Origin of the sequence: Microcoleus sp. B4-C1, from assembly GCF_036705285.1 — a bacterium.
In the GTDB taxonomy this organism is placed as follows: Bacteria; Cyanobacteriota; Cyanobacteriia; order Cyanobacteriales; family Microcoleaceae; genus Microcoleus.
Map to the genome: position 1 here is coordinate 42037 of NZ_JAUBUC010000001.1, position 21149 is coordinate 63185.

At 43.2% G+C, this 21149-nt stretch carries 24 protein-coding genes; 7 read left to right on the forward strand and 17 right to left on the reverse strand.

What is annotated here, in order from left to right:
* Positions 1 to 58 precede the first annotated feature (58 nt).
* Together QUB26_RS00215 and QUB26_RS00220 are read left to right on the forward strand one after the other, a co-directional pair.
* The gene (locus QUB26_RS00215; protein WP_333316047.1) at positions 59 to 1531 is read left to right on the forward strand and encodes a class I SAM-dependent DNA methyltransferase; all 1473 of its coding nucleotides are present in this window, start codon (positions 59 to 61) and stop codon (positions 1529 to 1531) included.
* Positions 1531 to 3237, forward strand: a complete 1707-nt coding sequence (locus tag QUB26_RS00220; protein ID WP_333237071.1) for a restriction endonuclease subunit S — start codon at positions 1531 to 1533, stop codon at positions 3235 to 3237. The genes QUB26_RS00215 and QUB26_RS00220 overlap by 1 nt, the downstream gene beginning before the upstream one ends.
* A 108-nt stretch (positions 3238 to 3345) precedes the next feature.
* Here the strand turns inward: QUB26_RS00220 and QUB26_RS00225 are convergent, their stop codons facing one another.
* The 4 genes from QUB26_RS00225 to QUB26_RS00240 form a co-directional block, all read right to left on the reverse strand.
* A complete protein-coding gene (locus tag QUB26_RS00225; protein WP_333237068.1) occupies positions 3346 to 3471 on the reverse strand; it encodes a hypothetical protein in 126 nt (41 codons plus the stop codon).
* A 191-nt stretch (positions 3472 to 3662) separates the two neighbouring features.
* The gene (locus tag QUB26_RS00230; protein ID WP_333237066.1) at positions 3663 to 4544 is read right to left on the reverse strand and encodes an abortive infection family protein; all 882 of its coding nucleotides are present in this window, start codon (positions 4542 to 4544) and stop codon (positions 3663 to 3665) included.
* 62 nt (positions 4545 to 4606) lie between these two features.
* Complete coding sequence (locus QUB26_RS00235) at positions 4607 to 4873, reverse strand: tyrosine-type recombinase/integrase (RefSeq protein WP_333237064.1); 267 nt, start codon at positions 4871 to 4873, stop codon at positions 4607 to 4609.
* 136 nt (positions 4874 to 5009) lie between these two features.
* Positions 5010 to 5375, reverse strand: a complete 366-nt coding sequence (locus tag QUB26_RS00240) for a hypothetical protein (protein WP_333252471.1) — start codon at positions 5373 to 5375, stop codon at positions 5010 to 5012.
* Positions 5376 to 5628: 253 nt separating this feature from the next.
* On the opposite strand from QUB26_RS00240, the gene QUB26_RS00245 reads away from it, so the two are divergent.
* The 4 genes from QUB26_RS00245 (at position 5629) to QUB26_RS00260 (ending at position 6578) form a co-directional block, all read left to right on the forward strand.
* Positions 5629 to 5781: a hypothetical protein gene (locus QUB26_RS00245; protein WP_333203399.1), complete on the forward strand. Its 153-nt coding sequence runs from the start codon at positions 5629 to 5631 to the stop codon at positions 5779 to 5781.
* A gap of 79 nt (positions 5782 to 5860) precedes the next feature.
* The gene (locus QUB26_RS00250) at positions 5861 to 6109 is read left to right on the forward strand and encodes a hypothetical protein (protein WP_333203397.1); all 249 of its coding nucleotides are present in this window, start codon (positions 5861 to 5863) and stop codon (positions 6107 to 6109) included.
* 108 nt (positions 6110 to 6217) lie between these two features.
* Positions 6218 to 6361, forward strand: coding sequence for a hypothetical protein (locus tag QUB26_RS00255; RefSeq protein ID WP_333237060.1), 144 nt, complete (start codon positions 6218 to 6220; stop codon positions 6359 to 6361).
* On the forward strand, positions 6348 to 6578 hold the full coding sequence (locus QUB26_RS00260; RefSeq protein ID WP_333237058.1) for a hypothetical protein: 231 nt from the start codon (positions 6348 to 6350) through the stop codon (positions 6576 to 6578). Before QUB26_RS00255 ends, QUB26_RS00260 begins: the two co-directional genes overlap by 14 nt.
* Before the next feature lie 725 nt (positions 6579 to 7303).
* Here QUB26_RS00260 and QUB26_RS00265 read toward each other — a convergent pair.
* From QUB26_RS00265 to QUB26_RS00280, 4 genes are all read right to left on the reverse strand, one after another.
* On the reverse strand, positions 7304 to 8008 hold the full coding sequence (locus tag QUB26_RS00265) for a hypothetical protein (RefSeq protein WP_333151725.1): 705 nt from the start codon (positions 8006 to 8008) through the stop codon (positions 7304 to 7306).
* Between the two features lie 63 nt (positions 8009 to 8071).
* A complete protein-coding gene (locus tag QUB26_RS00270; RefSeq protein WP_333151723.1) occupies positions 8072 to 11209 on the reverse strand; it encodes an Eco57I restriction-modification methylase domain-containing protein in 3138 nt (1045 codons plus the stop codon).
* 211 nt (positions 11210 to 11420) lie between these two features.
* The gene (locus QUB26_RS00275; protein ID WP_333151721.1) at positions 11421 to 11549 is read right to left on the reverse strand and encodes a hypothetical protein; all 129 of its coding nucleotides are present in this window, start codon (positions 11547 to 11549) and stop codon (positions 11421 to 11423) included.
* An 87-nt stretch (positions 11550 to 11636) separates the two neighbouring features.
* Positions 11637 to 11897 (reverse strand): hypothetical protein, encoded by a 261-nt coding sequence (locus QUB26_RS00280; RefSeq protein ID WP_333316049.1) that lies wholly within the window; start codon positions 11895 to 11897, stop codon positions 11637 to 11639.
* A 483-nt stretch (positions 11898 to 12380) separates the two neighbouring features.
* Here QUB26_RS00280 and QUB26_RS00285 point away from each other — a divergent pair, with 483 nt between their 5' ends.
* Positions 12381 to 13319: a GIY-YIG nuclease family protein gene (locus QUB26_RS00285; protein WP_333142779.1), complete on the forward strand. Its 939-nt coding sequence runs from the start codon at positions 12381 to 12383 to the stop codon at positions 13317 to 13319.
* Between the two features lie 119 nt (positions 13320 to 13438).
* Here the strand turns inward: QUB26_RS00285 and QUB26_RS00290 are convergent, their stop codons facing one another.
* The 9 genes from QUB26_RS00290 to QUB26_RS00330 form a co-directional block, all read right to left on the reverse strand.
* A complete protein-coding gene (locus tag QUB26_RS00290) occupies positions 13439 to 13660 on the reverse strand; it encodes a hypothetical protein (protein WP_333142780.1) in 222 nt (73 codons plus the stop codon).
* A 40-nt stretch (positions 13661 to 13700) separates the two neighbouring features.
* The gene (locus QUB26_RS00295) at positions 13701 to 14939 is read right to left on the reverse strand and encodes an FAD-dependent oxidoreductase (RefSeq protein ID WP_333142781.1); all 1239 of its coding nucleotides are present in this window, start codon (positions 14937 to 14939) and stop codon (positions 13701 to 13703) included.
* A gap of 66 nt (positions 14940 to 15005) precedes the next feature.
* Positions 15006 to 16541, reverse strand: coding sequence for an NAD(P)/FAD-dependent oxidoreductase (locus QUB26_RS00300; protein WP_333237051.1), 1536 nt, complete (start codon positions 16539 to 16541; stop codon positions 15006 to 15008).
* A gap of 139 nt (positions 16542 to 16680) precedes the next feature.
* A complete protein-coding gene (locus tag QUB26_RS00305; RefSeq protein ID WP_333237047.1) occupies positions 16681 to 18396 on the reverse strand; it encodes a multicopper oxidase domain-containing protein in 1716 nt (571 codons plus the stop codon).
* 55 nt (positions 18397 to 18451) lie between these two features.
* A complete protein-coding gene (locus QUB26_RS00310; RefSeq protein WP_333237045.1) occupies positions 18452 to 18646 on the reverse strand; it encodes a heavy-metal-associated domain-containing protein in 195 nt (64 codons plus the stop codon).
* Between the two features lie 134 nt (positions 18647 to 18780).
* Entirely contained in the window at positions 18781 to 19545 is a 765-nt protein-coding gene (locus QUB26_RS00315) for an IS1 family transposase (protein WP_333237042.1), read from the reverse strand.
* Between the two features lie 69 nt (positions 19546 to 19614).
* The gene (locus QUB26_RS00320) at positions 19615 to 19767 is read right to left on the reverse strand and encodes a hypothetical protein (RefSeq protein ID WP_333237040.1); all 153 of its coding nucleotides are present in this window, start codon (positions 19765 to 19767) and stop codon (positions 19615 to 19617) included.
* Positions 19764 to 20450, reverse strand: coding sequence for a class I SAM-dependent methyltransferase (locus QUB26_RS00325; RefSeq protein ID WP_333237038.1), 687 nt, complete (start codon positions 20448 to 20450; stop codon positions 19764 to 19766). Before QUB26_RS00325 ends, QUB26_RS00320 begins: the two co-directional genes overlap by 4 nt.
* Positions 20451 to 20591: 141 nt before the next feature.
* Positions 20592 to 21128, reverse strand: coding sequence for a universal stress protein (locus QUB26_RS00330; protein WP_333237036.1), 537 nt, complete (start codon positions 21126 to 21128; stop codon positions 20592 to 20594).
* Positions 21129 to 21149: the final 21 nt, after the last annotated feature.

A 21149-nucleotide genomic window follows, 5' to 3' on the forward strand; every position in this document is an offset into this window, starting at 1 on the left:
GCCTGTTACCCAACTAGAGTACAACTGTTTTTTAGTATCTTTTGAGAAGGACGTTTTTATGTCGTTGAGTGCCACCATTAAATCGATTCAAGACATCATGAGGAAAGATGTCGGGGTGGATGGCGATGCCCAGCGCATTGGTCAGCTTGGCTGGATGGTGTTCTACAAAATTTTCAGCGACCAGGATGCCGAGCTGGAGTTGAATGATGATAACTACGATTCACCGCTGCCTTTGGATCTGCGCTGGGATGAATGGGCAGATAGCAAGAAATTGGGCAAGAATGCACCCACGGGAGAGGACTTGTTGCAATTAGTTGATGGACAATTGTTTCCCACACTCAAGGAACTGGCGGTTGATGACCTCGAAGGAATTGCTCTAGAACGAGCCAAGCTGCTCAGGAGTGTGTTTCAGGATGCCTACAATTACATGAAGTCGGGTACATTGCTGCGGCAGATGGTAGACAAGATTAACGAAGGCATTGACTTTAACCAGTCCCAAACCCGCCATGTCTTTGGTGACATTTACGAACAAATTCTCAAAAACCTTCAGAGTGCCGGGAATGCCGGAGAGTTTTATACGCCTCGTGCGGTGACTCAGTTTGCCGTGGATATGGTGAATCCACAACTGGGCGAGAAGGTATTTGATCCTGCCTGCGGTACGGGTGGCTTTTTGACCTGTGCTTATGAACATCTGAAAAAACAAGCGAATTCGCCTGAACAGTTACAACGGGTGAAACGAAGCATTCTGGGGGTGGAGAAAAAACAATTGCCTCACCTGCTTTGTGTGACCAACATGATGGTGCATGGCATTGAGGTGCCGACGACTGTGCTGCACGACAATACACTCCGCAAACCGCTCCGGGACTATGGGCGCGAAGACCAGGTGGATATTGTGGTGACGAACCCGCCCTTTGGTGGCATGGAGGAGGATGGAATTGAGCGGGGTTTTCCTAGTGAGTTTCAGACGCGGGAAACGGCAGACCTGTTTTTAGTGCTGGTAATGGAACTGCTGAAGGATGGGGGTAGAGCGGCGATCGTTCTCCCGGATGGTACGTTGTTTGGGGAGGGTATCAAGTCTCGCATTAAACAGAAGCTGCTGCGCGACTGTAATCTGCACACGATTGTGCGGCTTCCGAATGGGGTGTTTAGTCCTTACACTGGCATTCGCACCAATGTCTTGTTTTTCACCAAAGGTGAACCTACTACAGAAGTTTGGTATTACGAGCATCCTTACCCAGCGGGGGCGAAGTCTTACAACAAGACCAAGCCAATGCGGATTGAGGAGTTTGATGTCGAGAAAGCCTGGTGGGAGAACCGCGAGGAAACTGAATATGCCTGGAAGGTTTCTGTTGAAACGATCGCTTCCAATGGCTACAACCTGGATATCAAGAGCCCTAACGCCCCAGAAAATATCCATGAAGACCCAATAGCGCTGCTGAAACAATATCAGGAAGCTGTTATTAAGGCAGAAAATGACCGCCAAGCCTTGAAAAACAGCTTGGTAGCAGCCCTAGAACGAGGTGAGTATTGATGGATTTCAACACGTTTTTAGAAAAGTTTGATGTGATCGCAGAAGCTCCCGGTGGTATTCCCAAACTGCGATCGCTTATTTTAGAGCTGGCAGTGCGGGGAAAGTTAGTACCGCAAAATTCAGAAGATGAGCCTGCCATTTTCCTGGTAAAGCAGACCATCGAATCAAAGCAAGAATTATTAAAGGCAAAGAAAATCCGTAAAACAGAAACTTTGTTTCCTTCACAAGGCTTAATTAAAACAAAAGTTCCATTGGATGGATGGGTTATTGCTCCATTGGGAATGCTCTGTTTGTTGTTGGTGGATGGCTCTCATAATCCACCACCTAAGCAGGAAAAAGGCATTCCCATGTTAAGTGGTCAAAATGTTCGAGATGGATACATAACATTAGACGCTTCTCGATATATAACTGAAAAAGAGTATGAACACGAAATGTCTCGAACTCCTATTCAAGCAGGAGATGTTTTCTTATCGATTGTTGGTTCTATTGGACGTTCAGCCGTTGTTCCTGAAGAATTTCCAAGATGCGCTCTACAAAGAAGTATTGCTTTAATTAGAACAGACTTGTATGCACACTATCTATCTTTATTTTTACGCTCACCAATAGCACTTCAATATTATGAGCAACATGGCAAAGGCACGGCACAAAAGGGGATTTACCTTAATAAACTATCGGAGTTGGAAGTTGTAATTCCACCACTAGCTGAACAGAAGCGGATTGTTGAAAAGGTGGATGAGTTGATGGCGTTGTGCGATCGCTACGAAGCGGCCAAGCAAACGCGAGACAGCCTGCGGCAAAAACTGAGGGGAAGTGCGATCGCCTCCCTCATGAACTCCGAAAGAGATAAGGAGTTGGATACTGCTTGGGCCTTTGTCCGCGACAACTGGCAGAACCTCAGCCAACAGCCCGGAGATGTGGATAGCTTAAGAAAATCAGTTTTGCAATTAGCTTTGCGAGGAAAATTAGTACCACAGGATTATACGGATGAATCGGCATCAGTCCTATTAGGAAAAATCAGCAGTAGTAAAAAAGAACTCATTCAACAAGGCAAAATTAAAAAGTCTGCACTTTTTAGCAAACCATTAGTAGAGCAGCAGTTCTTTGAGTTACCTAAGACTTGGAAGTGGGCAAGACTAGATGACATTACTCTGTCAATAACCGATGGTGAACACGCAACCCCACCAAGAGTCAGCAATCCTGAAGTTCCTCTGGGTACTGCAAAAAATATTCGAGATGGTTTTCTAGATTTCAATAACACCGATTATGTAAATACTGAAACAGCGGAAAAATGCTGGAGGAGATGCAAACCTACCCACAATGATATTTTGATGGTTTGTGTAGGTGCAACGACTGGACGATTATGCCTCATAAAAGAGCCTCCAGATTTTGTGATTGTTCGTAGTGTTGCACTAATAAGAACATTTGCAAACTTTATTTATCCTGAATACGTAGCACTTGCAATCAATAGTCCTCTTCTCCAACAGCAGGTATGGAGCAACGTAAAACAATCCGCTCAACCATGTTTGTATATCAACAAAATCCAAATCTTGACTTTGCCCATTCCACCTTTAGCCGAACAAAAACGCATTGTCGCCAAAGTCGATGAGCTAATGCAACTCTGCGACAAGCTTGAAGCCAGCCTACGCCAGAGCCAGCAATGGGCAGAGAGCCTTGCCGCATCCGCCATCAGCCACCTGACAATTTAGATATTGGTAGGTTAGGCTTCAGCCAGTAAATATGGGCTATTCTGACTGAACCGTGCAGCCGATCTACACAGCATTACAGCTTTTGCCGCGTCGATCAGACTTTTCGTACTAGAACACAAAAAGCCCGATCGCCTTGCCGCCAGCCACAGTCCGGCACTTGCCGATCGCACTTAAGGCAACCGCTCCGACCGTACCGACCGTGCAGCCGATCGGGTTTATGAAACAAATTGCCATTCAAGATTCCTGCCGGAATCTAACACCCATCAATGTTACAGAAGACGAACTCCGCCAGAATTTTTGCTTTGTGGGCTGATAAAAAAGTAAAAAAAAAACTGGATTTACAGGGAAGAAATAGAAAGCAATGGCTAGATGCTACTTAGGGATGATTTTAAGCTCAATTGATTATGCAATTTGATGGGATAAGTTTATGATTCCGATTCTTCTAAGTTTTCTTTTTCATTTTTTGAGGTTGTTTCAGTGACTTTAGGGATAATACTTCCTGTAGTTAATTGATGCGAAAAACTTTGAAGAATAAAGTTTGCTGCTGTTTTTGAAGCATTGACAGCTAGTTGTGCATGAGATTTTGCTGGTGCATATTCTCTAGCGTGTCTATCAGCCATAATATTACTTATTCCACTTAATCCATCAACAACATTAGTTAAACCTTGAATCATCTGGCGTAAAGAGCCAGCAATATCTTTTCTTGACGTATCAAGTTTGAGAAGTTCTTTCACACGGGCTAATAATGAAGGTAAATCGCCATTCTGCGTAGGAGGAGCTTGATTTAATTCGTTTTCTATATGCCGCAAGGCTGCTTCTAATAATGTACGAGCATTTGTAATAGCACCATCAAAATCACCGTTCATAATTTTTTCTTCACATTTCTGGCTTAGTTCTTCAATGTAAGCATTATTAAACAGCATTTCAAATTGAACAGCTATATCTCGGTTATCCTTGACTTCATATAATTTGTTTATTTTTACGATTTTATAATTATCAAATTCTAAAAAACTATTTAAATGTTCTACTACTTCTTCAAGGTTATAATTTTTTTCTGTTTTATCAAAATACTTAGGATGTAAAACTTTACGGAAAACTTTACGTAAATCAGAAGTTCCATTAATTTTTTTAATTGTGTACTCCGTATAGTCTTTTCTATCTGTAGGTAAATATGTTTTCTCTGGATCAATTCTTTTAAACTCCTCAAAAAATTTTCTAAGTTCTGAATAAGTTCTACGAGGTGAACAGCCTCCATCCCCAGTAATAACTAGCGTTAATTCAGTAATTGTTATTTGTGAAATGTTCATTTTATTACTTATCTAAGTTAACTTCAAGTTTTTTGTTGTTGAGCCGATAGTACGCCGATCGCCTAAAACATCTCATCAAGCAATTCAGTAACGTCTCGCTGGTCACGCCCCCGGTTATCGTCATACACCATCAGAGTGTTCAGATTCTTGTGCCTGCTGAGTTTCTGAACTTTTCGCACATCCCCGTCTGTTGCGTCCAGTGCCGCCGTGATTGCCGAGTGACGGATGCGGTGAGGTGACATTTGCTTTTGGCGTTGCTTAGTCAGGGTATGAAAAAAATAACTTGAAAATCCCGAAGTTTTGTGGATACTGCTTTCTATGACTTGCATATTTAGCCCTTTATACCCTAAATCAGTAACGCCTTTATATTTATTGAATACTAAAAATTTCAGCGTTTTCTGGTTTTGAGCGTCAAACCATTATAATAACGGGTCTATACTACACATCTACTATTTACCCTCCTCACTAGCTAGAAAAACCCATTGGATGGAAACCAGAGCGAGACGATGAATTCAGTCCCTTAAGAATTTCTCGAACTTTTACAAAATCTTCTTTGTCCGAAATCTCTACATGAGCCTCAATTCTGAAAATATCATCAAGTCTTTCTTTGTCATTTTCTATAACTTTTAATATCTTCACAACCTTACTTGCAAACGAAAAGCATTCGTCACCGTAGTGGAGAATCAGCTCAATGTCATCCCCTACTTGTAAGCCCAGATTAAAATTGTACTTAGCAACTTGCATCGACCAATTGACTTTTTCTTTGTCTACGTCTTTTTCTACATCTTCTTCTTTAAGAAGGGAAGGAATCATTACAAAATACTGAAACATACAGCTCGCTCCTAAATTTATTAAAATAGTTTAGCTATGAACTTATTTTCTTTCATAGTATTTAAGATTTATTTAATTATTCACGTCAGAAAAAATTATAGAAAATAAGAGTTTTATTTTTAATTAACTCTACGGGTAGCACTTCCAAGTCTTAGATAGGGAAAGTTGCGTTTTCCCGCCTAGATTTTTAGTGGCACACCCACTCTGTAACGGCAGAAATTGTAGAAATAGGTGCTGAGTGCTGGCACGGGTTTTGACAGTCTTAGGGGTCGCAGGCTTAACAAACCCTCAACCTGCTGAAAATTCTCACGGGTTGGCTCGAACGCAGCGATCGCCCCCATCAGGAAAATTCTCCCTCAAACTTCCTTCGATCGAAATACTGACACCAAAATTCTACGACTTCTAACAACATAGGCATGGATAATGAAAATAGTTCAAGATATCCTAAGAAGCTTACCCGGTACAGATAAACATAAAAATGTGATATGAACGTTTCGGAAGACTTGGATGGGGCATGGAAAGATGTTTGGAATGTCTTGGAACCAGAGAAATCTTGGTTGACCGATGCAGCTAAATGCGATTACATCCAGAAAAAACTTTCCTATTTTAATTCCCAACACGGCAACAGCCCAGAACATATCGACCAATTTATTAAAGCTTTATCCAGAGGAACCGCTCTAGTTCAAGCAGCGATCGAATGGCAAAATCCTGTGAGCAAGCAAAAGCAGAGTTGAGCGCAGATCTGTGGGAAATAGTCGGCGCTCGTGATGGCAACGATAAATCACGAGCCGTAGGAGTGGAGAGCGGCCCAGAAGCAAGTCGCCGATCGGGAAAAGGAGCTTTTGCAATTGCACGACCGGAACGGCGACTTGGGACTGGAGGTGTACAATCTTACCGAACAGCTTGCGATCGTTGCAGGCGTGAGCCAAGAACTAGCGCGGCTCAAGCAAGAGTTGAGAGATAAAATGGCTGATGTTCACGCCTGAAGGGCGGGCGATCGAACTCTCCGGCAGTACGCTGGCAGCGAGAACGCCCGCGAGGGATGCTAAAGCCGATTTAACAGAAGCTAATAGCAAATTGCTCCAGCAGTTGGAAAAAAACCGGGAACTGGTAAGGGAAATCGCCGAACTGCGATCGCAGCCTGCCCGTGTGGATGTGTCAGAATCGGCAACTTTGCTCGCGCCAGTTGAAAGACCGACGTAAGAAATGTAAGACGGACTGGGCAGATGTGGAGACAATTTTAAAAATTTTGAGCGGTGATGGCGATCGATAGAATGTATAGGTCGTTATGCAGCGGTGACACGCCCCAAAAAAGCCGTCTGCACTTAGGTTGGGGGCTTTTGTGTTAGGGCTAGGGGTTAATCAAGTCGATAATCTTTGCCTTAGTGCCATATCTCTTCTCTAAAATCTTCAATGTGTCATCAGTGCGATCGAAGCCCCTTATACTGAGTTTCGGCATCTCGGTTTGCCGTAGGGTGTTACTCCAAAGTAGCCTGGAATGGTTACAAGAAATGCAACCTTCTGTTTTGACCCGGAGGATGAAGTTGAAACCGATTAGGTTGTGTGGGGCGTGTTATCCCCAGTCGCCTTGTCATAAGATTGAGTGGCAGTTTAAGACGGCAACGGGGTGCGATGGCGTTCCGCCCCGCAAGCTACGGCATCAATTAATGTTGCTGTCGGAATGTCCCCACTGTGTGGCGAGGTTTAAGATTCCAGCATTGTGGGTTGATGGGTGGTGTCCGAGGTGTTTTATGACATTTGCTGAGAGGGCAAAGTATCAGAAGCCTAGAGAAATATTAAAAGAATAAATATTTAGTAATGCTGAGGATAAATCTGCCAATTTAGATGAAGCTGTTTTGCAATTACTTTACAAGCTAAACTTAGTTAATCTAGTATAGATACTGATGAAGTAATTGCGAGTTTTGGATCTATACTGAAGATGTATTAGTAGGAACTGAAGCAATTATTTTTAATAGTAAATGGTGACAGCAAAATTCCGCAGGATATGATTTTTCTTTTTCGGCGGGAACTATCCTTTGGTGATCTGAGGTTTTGTGGTCACGGTTTAGAAAATTTGGATGATCGCTTAATGTACATGGTACTTTGGTTGCAATATTCGTAAAAGCTTTGTTTGAATCACCGGAAAAAAGATAGCCCAGCATTCCTCCTTGATAAGAAAAGGGTGCATATAGGCAGGGGATAAAATTTTCATTTATTTCTTTTATATATTCTCCTACATCCCCATCTGTTTTTAATACTTTAGCTTCTAAAGGCCATATAATCCTTCTATTAGCACTAAGAATAAATGCAATGTCATACTCTTTTGGTTGTGCTGGCGCAGGTTGACGAGTCTCCCTTTCATAAGAACCATGTTGAACATAATATGGCTCATCCCCTGTCATAACTTTGCGAATTTCTGGCTCAAGCAATTGAGTGATGTCTCGTTCAATGTCATCTTTAGCTTGACTACAATCAATTTCTGATAATACCTCCTTTACTAATAAATCATATCCTTCCCACACGAAAGTAAGTATATTAGTTGATGCCGTTTCACACCAGTGCTTGGAAATGGCCATGAATTCATCTGTATCTGGCCATCTTAATTCTGAAATTGTCTGCCGTCTTTTAACCATAATTTAACTCCTATACCACTAATAATTTTGCGTTTCAATTAGTTAATTAATATGACTATATATCTAAGTCATAATATCTGCTGCTACTTGATCAGCATCTCTTAAAGCCATAGAGCGAGTCCAATAACGAATTTTGTCAGGTTTGATCAAATAAATAGTAGGAATTTTCACCCCACTCAATTCGACAGAATCATAAATCCTGGCAACTCGCTGATAAAAGATGCTACCGTCTTCTATATTTCCTCTCTTCAGATACAACTGATTTAATTTCTGCAATAGTTCCAGTAAATCAGGGGAATCAATAGGTTCGATATGTACTCCTTCACAGTCAGGTCTATTAAGATAAATGGCAACTAAACGAATAGGAAGAAGAGTGTTAGTTATTTCCTGAAATATGGTGGCGCAAACTTGTTTATCTTGTCCAAATCCTGCTTTAATAACTCGCAAAAAATACTCGCAGTATGCTGTAAGTTCAGGTTCACTATTATTTTGAGATTGACTATTATTTCTACGAAGGGTTCTTTGTCTTCCTGGAGAAGCACTATCTCCTTGAAAGTCTTGCAGAGTATAATTGAATAGATCATTAATTAGCACCCATTCACTATCTTTAAATTCAAAAGCTTGTCGTATGCGCTCATCTATATCCTCAACTGTTTTTATATTATGCAATTCTCCTACCGATAATTCAGGTATTGGCACACGCAGTAAATCATCTACATTAACTTCTGGGATATAAGAGGCAAAACGACCACTAGAAAGTAGTAGATAGTAGACAGCTAACTTACTGTTGTATGCTAGACAAGCAGCATTCAATTGTGAAATATGCTTTTCAGGAATATGTATGCTTACATAACTTTTAGAGCAGATAATTCCTTCATTTGTATTATCAGTATCAATTATTACTGAACGGAATCTGGCGCTCTTTTTCTGCCAACTGAGCTTTAAAATCATTTGTGGCAGTTGAAATGCAGATAGGCTACTCAAACCTGTACCGGAGTCAATATATGGATCATCATTAATAGGAAGTTGTTCCGCATTTAGGTAGAGAAAACTTTTGTCCAGGAAATCAATTTCTCTCAGAATTCGTTTATTTCTTAAATTATCTTGCAATTTTTTTCTATTACCTTTTGTTACCCCTTGACGGGTTTCAGCAATGCCACGAGCTTTAAGCTTTTCAATACTTAATTCTTGATTCAATCTTCTTACCAAGGAGAGATCACGTCTCCCTCCCCACATTAAAGCTGTCCAAACTAATGGGTTTGCGATTGCCTCTTGTGGGTCAATTGTATTAATATCATGTGGCTCAATTACTATATGATAGTCATCTTCATTAGTCATTACTGGCTTAGGACAAATGTATGTCAAAGGCTCACCGTCAGGAGGTGTGACTGACATTGTGATAATACAAGCTGGAGAAATAGCATCTTTGAAAATTCCAAAACGTAATGCAGACAAGTTAACTATCTCTTCAATTTTGAACTCTGAAAAGAGAGTGTTACGGAATTCCCTAGCAGGGCCACTTTGATTAAAAAGCAGTGGCATAGCAGGCTGTATCATTGATATTTGTCCACTTTCCTTTGTCAAAGCAGCAGCTTTTGGTAAAAAGAAAAGCCCAATATTACCATAAGTGCTAGTAGTCCATTGAGTGTGATTTTTTTTCCAAGAATCTATGTATAAAGATTTCTTTTCAGAATTTTTACCCCACGGTGCATTACCAATAACTAAATCATATTTACCAGCATCTTGGACAGAACGAAAACCTTCTTTATTTTCTTCAAAAAAATCAGCAGTAACTAATTGGCATTCACGCAATCTTGGAAAGCGAAACTCATTTTCCCAATAGTATTGAGGTTCAACTTTATCAAGCATGGTTAAATAAAGACTAAAAGATGCTACTCTTACCGCTTGAGCATCTACATCAACTCCGAATAAACTATTTTCTAGTAAAGACTTTAAATCACTTGGCTGAATTGTCCTATTAAGATGAGCTTGTTCCCATCTATAAATTAAGCGCTGGAATGCTTTAACCAGAAAAATTCCTGAACCACAAGCAGGATCAAGAATCTTAATATCCCATTCTTGACTATCCCAAGGTAAAACACCATCTAGTACAAAATCAACTATATGTTCTGGTGTGTAATGAACTCCTTTACCAGATTCTTTACTCACAAATTCTTCATATATACTGCTAATAAAATCTAAAGGTATAACGTCAAAGTGATAGTAGGGCCATAGACTCATTTGTCCACTTTCAATGTCTACACGACCACTGACAAAATAAGCAAGTATATTTAAGTGAGTTTTTTTAACTTTGTTTTCTTCTGTTTTCCATTCAGCTTCACGTTCTTCTGCTGTAGATGCTTTACCTGGGAATAAATCACCATTAAACTTACCATTGAGCCAACGGAAAAATTTATAACTATCCCTATGATTTGTTAGTATGTGAGGCAAGCTAGAATATTTAACTGATAATTCTTCAATTCTATATAAATAATCCAGTAAGTTTGTATTTAGAGTGGGATCTCCTTCAGAATCTTGGCGATCAAAAAGGAATTGAATAAATATAATTCTTGCTAGTAAATCATGAATAGTGTTATCGTCAAGTTGTTCTTCTTGAAGTCTCTCCCGAACACTTTTCAGGTTTTTCAATAGCATTTGGTCAGCAGCCTGGCTTCGTTTAAATCGTTCGCTATGTTCTTGGAAAAATTGACCTGATAATAAATCAGCCCAGTGTAAACGCAAAGTTTGAGCAGCTTGAGCAGAAAGAGAAGGCTGATTCAATAATTCAAGTTCCTGTCTGGAAACATGAATTACTGGCTTGATAGCATCTTCTGCTTTTGGTGGTTCTTCGTAGCACGTCCAAATTCTTAATCGGTTAGGTTCTATTGTGATTAATGATGGTGTACGAGAAAAACTCCAAGCAAGTCTATAAGTTTTTCTCAGTGTGTCCTCTGATACTTCTCTAGGAAAATCGCACACCAAAGCAATGGGGGCTTCTGTTGAGTCACCTTGAGGATTTGCGGCCAGCACTCCTATTTGTACACCATCACCATCTGGAAGTCTGCTTATAGTCCTTCCTAATTTTTCCTTAGCCTTTCGTGCATAAATACTAGGTCCAGCACCAGATGGCTCCAAAATTTGTTGTGGAGTCGGCCAGTGAAGGTTTTTATGTGCTAGTTCAAGTAGTCCAGACTGTGACATTCCGTTTTTTACGCTGCATTAAAGTATGTATAATTTCGCATTTCAACCATCACCTTGTTATGATATTGATTGATTTTCTTCAAGAGTAGAAGGATATTATTCACTGTTGCAATAATATTTAAATAGAGTTCATAGAAGTTTATTTAGAGTCAACACACTTTCATTAAAAGCAAGTGATGATCACAATATACAATATCGTGCGACTTTAGTATTAATCACCCACTCTACTAATTAACCTCTGATAAATAACATCCAACCACACAGGAATCACAGCTTTACCTTCATCTAAGGATGCGATCGCACTCTCCCAATCAAACTCTACCAGTTTAAGCGATCGCACTTTACACCTTCACTCTCTCACGCAACCGCCCATAAATCACATCTAACCACACCGGTACTACAAACTTACCCTCAGCCCAAGCAGCTACTAATTTTCCACATCGAACTCTACCAGCTTATAATCTCCTGCCTGCGACTCCTTGACAAAAATTAACCGGTTTGGCTCCCGATCGCTCAAAAGCCCCGGATACTTCTCCTGGAGAGTTTTTAGAACTTCTCTAGCCACCTCAAACGTAAAACCACTGACAGCCAATACTCTATCGTCGCCAATGCCGCAAAATCTAGGACTTGCTCGCAGGCAAAAACAAGCTCTAATCAACGAATTACTGATCCAAGCCAGTAAAAACATTCAAAACATAGAGGCAAGCATTTCGGTAACGTCTTGTTGGTGGCGGCCCCGGTTGTTTCGTCTCAAAGCATTACCCCACAGCAGCCGAAGCAAAGCATAATCGTGCTTACCAGACAAATTTGTGCGATCGCGCTGTATGACGGTCAGCGAAGGAACGGGCTAATTTTGTCCAGTCCCGTCTTGAACCAAGTAGCGGATTAGAGCATGAATTGCCCGCTGTGCCGTTAGCGAGAGAGCAACTCTCACAATACCTATCAGCCTCGGACTGAAGAAATTCCCGATTGGTGACGAGCAATTTTAGATTTTAGATTTTAGATTTTAGATTTTGGTGGATGCAAGGATTAAAGTCACGCATCAACAGCATCGAGTGCTGATCGCTTTACTCACGCCCGCCAGAAGTTCTCACCCCTGGATTTGTTACAATTCTCGATCGTGTGGAGCAGGTGCATCTACGAAAACCTGCTTTTAGGAGAACTTTTGACTATGTGGCTTAAATTTGGTGTTGCTCCCAGCGGAGAACTGGCGAGCATTGATGAGGTTGTGCGCGGAAAAACTAACCTCGCTTGCCTCTACTGCGGAGGCTCCCTCACAGCGAAAAAGGGTTCCGTGAAAGAACATCACTTCGCGCACACCGGGGAAACTTGCAAGCCCGTTTCGCAGCGGATTAAAACCAAAGCGTTTCCATCGCTTCCCCTCTACGATAACTTCAACGTGCGACTTAAAGGTGAGGAATTAGAGCAATTGAAAGTGCTGTGGAAAGAGTACGGCGCACAAAATTACGCCATTCCCAAAGACTTGGTAAACTTTCGGTGGGAACTCAAAGGATTGGTGGAGTCGTCGGGCGATCGCACTTATCACTTTACCGACTTGGGTAAAATCCCCGTTGGCGCGCTTCCCCTGGCGCTGTTCAACAAAGTCCAGGAACCTTTGCTGCTGTCGGAGCTGGCTTCGTTGGAAGGCTCTGTAGAGATTGCTGAAGCTGCGGGTTTATCTTGTTTGGATGAACGGCGGGCTGATTTGCTGATTTATCGAGCACAGCTTCGTCGGATTCTGGTGAACTCGCTCTACTTCCTTGAGGTAAAAGCTGACGAAAGCTGCTTCTATAAAATTGGGGTAACAACTCGATCGATCGAGGAACGCATCGCGGAAGTGCAGCGGGATGTGAAAGCGCATTACTCGGATGTGACCGTCAATTTGCTGGGACTGTGGGAACACCGGGGGAATGTGGAGCTGTACTTCAAGCACCGGTACAAAGCTTTTAATTATCGCATTGGCAAGCTGACAGAGTATTTTGCGTTTCCGAACGTCAAGGCGGTGCTGAATGATTTGTACGGGATGGAAGCAAAAGTGTTGAGTGATGTTGAGTCGGATGCGATCGGTCTGAACTGGAGCCACACGCCTCGAATTGGCCTGAAGTCCTGACTCAACTTCAACTTTCTGGAAAAAAGAAACTTTTTAATCGGGCGTTGCTGATTTACGGTATGAAAGGCTAAATATGCAAATCATAGAAACCAGTATCACAAAGCTTCTCGATTTTAAAGTTATTTTTTCATACCCTGATTAAGCAAGGCCATCTCTCGATATGCCCAATCGAGCGAGCCATAAAGATCAACATTTAGATCGAGCGCATTTTGAGCCGCCGCAAGGTAACTCGTTAGGCGACAATAATGCGCGATCGCGTCTAGCTCTGCCTGATGAGCCGCCCGGACTTGTGCGATCGAAAGTTCAGAATTGGCAGGAGTCGGCAGAATTGAGAAACGCATAGTTACTCACTTCAATAAAAATTTAGTTCCTTGTTTTGGGTCAAGGAGCTGACTCAAGGCTTGACCCAATCAGTTGAGCGACTCGAAAGGCAGAAGCGATCGCTCCTTCATGCAAGCCATCGCCAAGGTAGGCTCCCGCATGGTAGGTATTGTTCTCGCCATTGGTGGCAACTACTTCATCCCGATAGCGGAACGACTCCGTGGTGTAGAGTGGGGTGTGATGTTCCTGAGTGTGAATGATGCGATCGGGTGCAATCAACTCCTCTAGTTGGAACGATAAAAAATTATGCTGTGGCGACGAGATACCGCAAAGCTGATTTAGGCAGGCGTTATAGCCCCAGCGACTGTCTGGCTTTTGGAAGAAATCAAATTCTGAGGGTTGTGTAACGCCATGTCGGGCGTACATGGAAATATCTCTATGAACTAAGGTCGTTGCATAGTGGGCTTTCCAGCCGGAAAACTGTTTAGTTTCAGCGTCGGTCGGGTCAGCTAACAGCGCCATCACCTGGTCAGGGGGCGTAGCAAACACGACTTTATCAAACTCCTGAATTTCACCCGTCGAGCGCACAATTTTCACAGCATCCGAGCTTCTGGAAATACGGTCAATCTCTACATTCAGCAAAATCTCACCCTTAAAGCGTTCCAGGATTTTTTCAATGTAAGCATACACGCCGCCCTTAACCCTGACCCAGTTGACTGCGAGATAGTCGCGTAACATCGGAATCGCCAACTCTGCTGGAAAATCATCAATCAGTTCAAATGGGATTGAATAGCTATACATAACCAACAACTTTAGCCAGGTATCGCGGCTACCGGAGCCTGGCAAATATTCCGACAGCGGACGATTGGACAAATTTTGCAAGTTAGCAAATTTCGTTCTCAGCCATAATCCCGCAGAACGGGCATAGATGGTATCGAGGCGTAACTGTTCGATCAGCCCGTGGACACCTACAAAGTTCTTCTCGATCGTGACTGCCGATAGAAAGTGGCTGCCATCTTTAAGAAACATGGCTGAACCAATATCGACGGGTTCTAGTTCTACCCCTAGTTCTTGCATCAGCGCGATGAAGTTGTAAAAGACAGTCGGGAATTCGAGCACTCCACTTTCCAAAATTTCATCGCAATCGGACTGGTTCGGCTGCACGTTCTTGTTCAATGTCCGAATGTGCCCTCCTAACATGGGCTGCCGCTCAAACACGGTGACATGATGCCCTTCTTTATCAAGCAGGTAGGCTGTAGCCATGCCGCTAGCTCCGCCACCAATAACAGCAATTCTCATAATTGACCTCTAAGTTTATGAAATGGATAATGCGCGTAGGCGTAGTTCGTCGTAGACATCATCTGTTTAGTCGTCTAAAAGCACGTCGCCCGATAATCGTTGATAGAGCAATGCTCCCGTCCAAACTGTGCCAGCAAAGCCTGGATAGCCAGATGAGGCATTACAGAAATAGAACTGCTTGAGTGAGGTTTCATGATTCAGTCGCCCTAGACCCACATTGCGCGGTGTCAGAATGGAGCCGTAAGAATTCCCACTGGGACACCAGCAAAAGCGTTCATTGGTGGTCGGGCTGCCCGTAATATGGAAGACCATGTGCTTTCTAAAGTTCGGCACATAGTGTTTTTCCACAACATCCAGGATGGAATCCAAGATTTCTTGCTTCTTCTGGTTGTAAGCTTTGCGATCGCTCTCCCGCAATTGCTTGAAATAGCCGTAATTGGCAACCGTGAGAAATTCCACAATTTGGCAATCTTCTGGGCAATCTCGACTCGCTTCCGTCAGTAAAGTAGGCGTTGTAATCGCAAAACTAGGATTAGAAAAGTCATGGCGATCGTACATCTGTGCGAAGGATTCATTCAGGTCTTGATGCCCGCTATGGGCGAGGTTCCACTTGCCAAATCCATAGTCTCGCAGGTCTATATCCTTGACGACGCAATACGCCATGTAGTTAGATGCCGAATATTCATAGTTAAGTTTTCGACGCACAGTTTTGGAGAACTTTTCCTCACCGATCATCTTGGCGGCTCTTTGAGGGTCAATATTGCAAATCACCGTATCACCCGTAAATTCGGAGGTTTGATTATTGGTGAGATCCATTGCTTGAACTCCCGTAACCGTTCTGTCTGTGACTCTAAAATTCGTGATTTCATGGTTTAGCAACACCTCTCCCCCATGTGATTCGATCACCTTGACTAAGGAATTAATCACATCCTCAAAATGCTGGGTTGGGTAAAATGCACCTGCTTGATAGCCTCGGAACAATGCCACCCAAGCATAAAACGACAGTTGATTTGGAGGTAATAAAAAATCAAGCCATTGCAGAGCCAATAGGGTTTGAGCGGCTTGGGGTAGCTGAAACTTGTCAAATACATCTTGAAGTGTGCTGTTGAGATGCTGGAAAGCACATAATGCTTCACTTGGGTGTTTGAGTAATTTAATCGGCTTGATTGGAGGAGCAATTATTTTCAAGCCTACGCCAGTCTTTTCTACTTCGTTAACGAATTGGCGAATGCGATCGCCATGTGCCGGAAATAGAGCCGATAATCGCTGGATCAGTTCTTCTGGTTCTGAGGGAATATCCAACGCATACCCTGGCATTCGCATATGGTCAAAGCCGTCCGGGTCATAACGTTCAAAAGTTACTTCCTTATCCAAGCCCAGTTTTTTGAGCACTTGATTGACAGTTTGCCCTTCACCACAGTTCCAGACGTAGTGAAATTGAGCATTGAATGTATACTTTTTAGCCATTGTAAACGTATGCCCAAATCCCCCTGGATGCTCGTGAGCTTCGAGGATTTGCACAGTCTTGCCGGAGTTTGCCATCAAAGCACCAAAGGTCAATGCTGATAAACCACTGCCGATAATCAGGTAATCCGGTTTCATAAGAGAGTCTCTCGAACAATAAACATCTTTACAATATCGCTGTAGCGCCTGTAGCCTGAGAATTAGACATCCAGTGAAAGGCTTTGAAATTGAAGTTATAACCAATTACAGCGGGTTAACTAGCCTGATAGATGCCTGATTATTCCTTGACTCGATAATTTCTCATCATGCCAGCGTCTTCGTGCTCTAAGGTATGACAGTGGTATGTATATAAGCCGCTGTATTTCTCAAATTTCATGAGCAGCTTCACTCGCTCACCCGGCATTACCATTACAGTATCCTTCAAGCCCTCGTCTACATAGCCATCCTTGACAGTTTGCCATCCTGCGGCAAGTTCTGGCAGCACTTCCCGACTAATAACTTGAAACTGCACGCCGTGTAGATGGATAGGGTGCGCCATCCCCTTCGCATCCATCATGGCTCCGGGGTTGAGTTTATTGATAATCTCCCACTGTTCGATCGAATTTAGCTTTACGGTTTCTTGCGGTAATACAGTATTCATTTCAAAGGGCTGCCCATTAATCACCCATTTCATACCTTTGAGAGAAAGCTCAATAGGTCGTGGCTGGGTGGCATTAACGGCATCTTCTGGACGCAATAGTGGTAGGGCTGCTAGTTGACTGGGGAGTCGCAGAGTTTCTTTTTCTTTGCGCTCAATCTTGACGTTGAATAGCATCATCGCTGAACCAAGTTCCGGGGCATTGTCAGAACTCATCATGCCGCTCATGCTGCTACCTCCTACATTTTCTGCTCCTGAAAAAGCCAGACTATTTAGAGATACTTCTGTCCCAACTTTCAACTTACTGAAATCTGCCCAAACATCAATCCGCTCACCTGGCGCTAACATGACATACTTTCGTTCGGTAGGTCGAGGCAGTAAGCTACCATCAGTGCCAATGATGGTCAGTAGATCGCCACTGCTCCACGCAAGCTTGTAGATACGTGAATTAGATCCATTTAAGATGCGAAGGCGGTAGACTCGTGTCGCCGCAGAAAGTGTGAAGTTGGGCTTACCATTCACGAATATCTTTTGACCCAAAAAGCCCATCATGCTGCTCATGTCACCCATCATGCCGTTGCTGGATTGACCGGAATTACCCTGTTGCATCCCGCCCATGTTGCTATTACGGGGGGTACCTATTTTGCTGCCGAGATAGAGGAGTTGATTATCGGCATCTAAGGTGCGATCTTGCAGTACGATCGGCACATCATAAGCCTTGGTGGGTAGATTAAGGGCTTCTTCTTCTGCATCTGTGACTATAAATAGTCCCGCCAAGCCAGCATAGGCTTGCTGCCCTGTAAGCCCGTCTGGATGAGGATGAAACCAGTTCATACCTGCCCGATTAATCACCTCAAACTCGTAGACATAGGTCTGTCCTGGCTGAATCGCAAAGCGAGGATGTCCATCCATCTCCTCTGGTAAAATCAATCCATGCCAATGCACAATGCTGGCTTGTCCTTGAGGAAGGTTATTTTGGAAGTTGACCCGCACGCGCTGACCTTTGCGAACGCGAATAATGGGGCCTAAATAACTATCGGGAATGGTTTGTAAGCTGTTTGGGTCGCCCTTGACCAGTTGTGCTGCGTAAGACCAAACTTGGGTCATTTGTCCCGGCAAGATTGGAACCGTTGTCGGTGCAGCCTTCAGGTTGATTTCAATATCGGGAATAAATTTTGCATTCGGCCCACGGGCTACGGTGTTCCCCTGAGCCATTTCTGTGGTGGAAGATTGAGGCGAACAACTGGATAGCAGGCTGTGAATTCCGCTTCCGATGACAAGTCCGCCTGCAAATCCACTCCCTCGAAGAAAGTTTCGGCGGGTTAGGGGATGTTGGTAAGTGGTTTTAATGGGCATATCGCTCTCATTTCTGAATACGTCAATAAGCTTGTCTTGTCCCTTCAGAACTTTGTTAAGCCACTTTGTAGCCAGCCGCCGTAATTACATCCTTGATTGCAGCTTCTGAGGCTTGAGTTTCCACTGATACAATCTTGGTTTTTGGATCTCCCTGAACGGTAGCTTTAACATCGACTGTTCTAATCGCTTTAGTAATGGTGTTTACACAACCACCACAGGTCATATTGGGAACTTTTAATTGGAGTTTCATAATGTCAAATCCTTATTTTTGTGTGGTTCAGTCAAGAAAAACGTTTTGGACAATCAGCAATGCTTTTCTCCACTTTTCAACCAGTTCAGTTTCACTGTTCGGGCAGTAATCTGTACACTTATGCGGTAGTGCTTTTATGTAAAGGATGGATAAAATTCAGGCAGTCGAGCCTTCAGCATTGCTAATCTGATTTGGTGATTATAGTCATGAATGAAGTTCCAAATAGCACTCTTGTGATTCTCCAACTTCTTAGAAAACGATAACGTCTTCCTGACCAATCGCGAAACTCGCTGCCTGAGTGTATTATTCAATCGTTCAATGTAGCTGGTTAATCCACTTTCTTTGCCGACAGACTTATGCCGTTTACTGGGTAAAACCGCAGCATAGGCTTCCCAATGGTCAGTATAAATCTTGGCACATTGGCGATAGACACTCGGTAGGGAATCCCATAATGCTTGAGCCGACTTCAAGGAACGGTCTCCAATATGACATCCAATCACTTCCCGAGTCTTGGCGTCAATCGCTAACCAGACCCATTGTTTAGTCCCTTTGTCGTCTACAAAAGACCAAAGTTCATCGATTTGGATGGTATGTTTTCCGACTTGTTTCGGGATGACTGTGGCCTTTTGTTCTACGGCAGCGTACAGGTGGTTCACATAATTTTGGAGCCAGCTCTCAGAAACATCCATGACTCGGGCAATACCAGCGAGGGAAATCCGCTCCAGAAGAAGCAATTCAATTTTTACCAAGGTGTCCGTGTCCTTGGCTTGCCACTGAGGGTTTTCGACAAACTGACGGCCACAGTCGCGACATTTGTGATTTTGTTTGCCCCGACGAGTCATGCCATTTTTCATCACATCGTCAGAACCACAAGTGGGACAAATCAGATAGGGTTTCATGATCAGACTCCTCAAAATACCGAACCTAAAGTTATTATCCTCCATCCTTTACATAAAAGCACTACCCACTTATGCTTGTTGGGTGAGTACGAGTACCACAAAGCTAATAATAATTAGGAAGCCTGCATCCAGTTCAAGGATAGTTTCACTGACAGATTTGAGCCACATAAAATAGATCAGGGGAAAGGCGATCGCCAAACACCAGATTTTTAGAAATATCATGATTTCTTAAAGCCGATACAAGCCATACTGGTGAAGCGAGCTAATCCTATTGGGAACGATAAAAACTGAACGCGATTTAACCCGGCTTCACGTATCAGCGCTGAGAGTTTTTCCTGGTTGAAACATCGAGTGCCCCAATGCCACTGAATGAGTGAGCCGAGTAGTCCCGATCGAGTCACCACAAGAACTAATGGTGCGCCCGGACGCAAAACTCTGACCATTTCTTGTAATCCCTGTGCTGGATTCAGTAAATGTTCAAGCATATAGGCACTCATGACACCATCAAAAGAATGGTCTGCAAATGGCAACGTATTCACATCACTTTGACAGATTTCATGACGAATATTTGCCTGACTGAGTTGTTGATCGGCTATTTTGAGCATCTCCGATGAGACATCGACTCCAGTAATCTGTATTGTTGGATTAATAGTTTGAGCAAATGCCAGACTGAAGTCCGCTGTGCCAATACCACAATCACAAATGTTCAGGTTATCAGGCCAGTGAAGCAAAATATCAGCGTTTTTTAGCGATCGCCATAGCTCTCGATAAGCATGACGATAACCCAGAAGACGAACAAGTTGATGCCACCAGATGGCAGCTTTGTTATAGGTTTGAGACAGTTGTGTAGTTGTTGGATAAACTCGTTGAACTGAAACCTGCCACCATCCAACCGTCCATTCCATTGTGAAACCTCATTGATATGGAGTAATAATGCTAGTAGCTGCTGCTAATGTCTGGACACCCTTCTCACCAGGTGACATAATATGCACCAACATGAGGTTGGCTTGATTCGATTTTGCTTCCATTTGCTGTAAGTCTCTGACCTATGTGTGAGCGAGAGTAGGTTCAGTTTTTTCAGTTTTTATCGTGATGGGATGTTGCACACTCAAAACAGAGCAGGGGGCATGGTGAAACACATAGTTACTGACGCTCCCCTGAATTAACTCTTTGACACCGGACAGTCCCCGATGCCCGATGACGATCAGATCCGCTTCCCAGTCTTGGGCGATCGCACAGATGGTTTCACCGGGGTTATCCACAAAGTCGCCAGTTTTTTGCATAGATTCTGCACCTACACCCGCTGCGATCGCCCGTTCACTAGAGGCTTGCAGTAACTTCAAGCCCATCTGTTTGTAGGTTTTCCAATGCTGTTCGTAGAACTGTACTTCTGTATTAAAATACTCAGGATTGTAACTTCCGCTGATAAGTCCTTCGATCTGGGGAAACCCTTTCTCCTGCATATGGATAATATGGAGCAGGAGCAAACTGCCTCCGGTCGTTTTTGCCTGATCGATCGCGATTTCAACAACATGATCGGTCAGATCGGATTGATCGATCGCCACTAGAATTTTGTGAAACATAGAATCTCCTTTCAGAATGAT